General features: G+C 33.5%; 1 protein-coding gene and 1 pseudogene. Both read left to right on the plus strand.

All coding sequences use genetic code 11. The features are described 5' to 3' along the window. The first annotated feature begins 312 nt into the window (after positions 1-312). A pseudogene (locus LJE12_RS19350) lies at positions 313-1,792 on the plus strand (IS1182-like element ISRmsp2 family transposase). A gap of 455 nt (positions 1,793-2,247) precedes the next feature. Continuing rightward, positions 2,248-2,317, plus strand: a 70-nt coding sequence (locus tag LJE12_RS21180; protein WP_147412857.1) for a helix-turn-helix domain-containing protein, incomplete at its 3' end; no start/stop codon positions are given.

The raw sequence follows: 2,317 nt of genomic DNA on the forward strand, positions 1-2,317 counted from the left end.
GCCCAGAAATATTGAAATATCAATGTTCTGGGCTTAAGTTGACCACATTGGGGTCAGACCCCATAAAGAATGATGTGCATAAAAATAAAATATGAAGCGGTCCCCATGAAGCAAATCCAACATACCGCTTTACGCAAAAAGGTTTCATGTTATCATTATCTCATCAAGAGTTCTGATAATTTGAAACCTTTTTTGCAATTATTTAACAATCGTAGCAAGAATTCCCTCACCTCTATAGGGACGCCACTGAAAAAGTGGTCGTAAAATCATATATCTGATATAATTAAGGTATCATAATTGTCGGAGGTTGAAATGTTATCATCCCAACTTAAACTTAGCCTTAGTTATTATTCAGATTTATATGACATGATTGTTCCAAAAGATCATATTCTAAGAAAAATCAGGGAATTGGTCGATTTTTCTTTTATATATGATGAATTAAAAAATAAATATTGCCTTGATAATGGACGTAATGCAAAAAACCCCTATATTGCTATTTAAATATCTGCTTTTAAAATATCTTTATAACCTTTCTGATAATGGTGTTGTTGAAAGATCACGATATGATATGTCTTTTAAATATTTTCTGGAATTAACGCCAGAAGAAGAGGTTATCCATCCTAGTCTTTTAACCAAATTCAGAAAGCAGCGTTTAAAAGATGAAAATATACTTGATCTGCTCATAAATAAAAGTGTAGAACTTGCCATAAATCAAGGTGTTTTAAAAAGCAATACTATAATTGTTGACTCAACTCATACAGAAGCCCGTTATCATAAAACTACTCAGAGAGAAATGTTGAAAAAAGCCTCTACTTCTTTAAAAGCAGCTTTAAAAGCAGCTTTAAAAGATTCTGATAAAGACATTTATCTGCCAGATGAACCTGAAAAACGAGCTTCTTTAGATGAGTATAATGAATACTGTCATGAATTATTAAACACAGTTCAGGAAAGTCCGTATTCAGAACTGCCAACGATTAAAGAAGAATCTTCTATGTTATCCGAAATTTTGGATAATCAGATTGATTGTTATGATCAATCCATTGACCCGGATGCCCGGATTGGCCATAAAACGGTCAATTCTTCTTTTTACGGATACAAAACTCATTTGGCCATGACAGATGAACGGATTATCACAGCAGCAACAATCACATCCGGCGAAGCATTTGATGGTCAGGAACTTCCAGTACTGGTTCAAAAAAGTAAAGCAGCAGGTGCAACCGTTAATGAAGTAATAGCAGATACCGCATATTCCACACTGGAAAATTTAAAAGATGCACAAAGCAATGACTATAAATTAATTTCAAAGCTTAACCCGAGCATCATAAAAGGGACTCGTTCAGAGGATGGCTTTATCTTTAATAAAGATGCGGATACCATGCAGTGCCCAGCGGGGCATTTGGCTATAAAATATCGAATTGACAAACGTAGTAATCAGAAAAAGAATACACGTATCAAATATTTTTTCGATATTAATAAATGCCATGTCTGTCCTTATCGTAATGGCTGCTATAAAGAAAATGCAAAAACCAAAACGTATAGTATCACTATTAAATCAGATTATCATAAAAATCAAGAAGCGTTTCAAAAAACACAATATTTCAAGGAACGTTTCAAAACCCGCTATATGATAGAGGCAAAAAATAGTGAATTAAAAAATATACACGGATATAGTCGTTGTGATGCTGCTGGACTATCAAACATGCAACTTCAAGGAGCAGTATCAATATTTGCAGTCAATTTAAAACGAATTTTAAAACTAAAGGGAGAAGTCTGCCCAAATGAGGAAAAATAGGAAAATTCATCTCTCAAAAGGGTAGATTTTGCATCCCTCAAAACACTATTTTAGCAATATTTAATTATCAAGGAACATTTTTGCACATATTTGACACCCTGTGATACTAAACTTACCACTTTTTCAGTGGCGTCCTATAGGTGATGGGATGAATTGCACATTCGAGCATATCTGCTCAAATGCATAAAAATTCATAAAAAATCACAAAAACACTTGTTCTGATACAAGAAATATATTATAATAGAAAAAAGAACAATATGCTCTTGGGTTTTGGGCGGTCGAGGAGTGAGTGTACATAATGAGTTTAGATAATAATTCTCATTCAGTGTTTTTATTTGATTCTGGTTATGAAATATAGCAGAAAGATGCTGGACGATAAGATGTCAGAGAGAACAAAAGAAATCTTTGAAATATAGCACCTGTTGAAACAATCCATCAGTATATAGAGAGTCAGGGTGAGAAAGATAAACCGGGCAGTAAAAATAAGGATCTATCCAAATAAAGAACAGATAACCCAGATAGAGA

This window comes from Blautia sp. DFI.6.71, assembly GCF_020593585.1.
GTDB lineage: Bacteria > Bacillota > Clostridia > Lachnospirales > Lachnospiraceae > Blautia_A > Blautia_A wexlerae.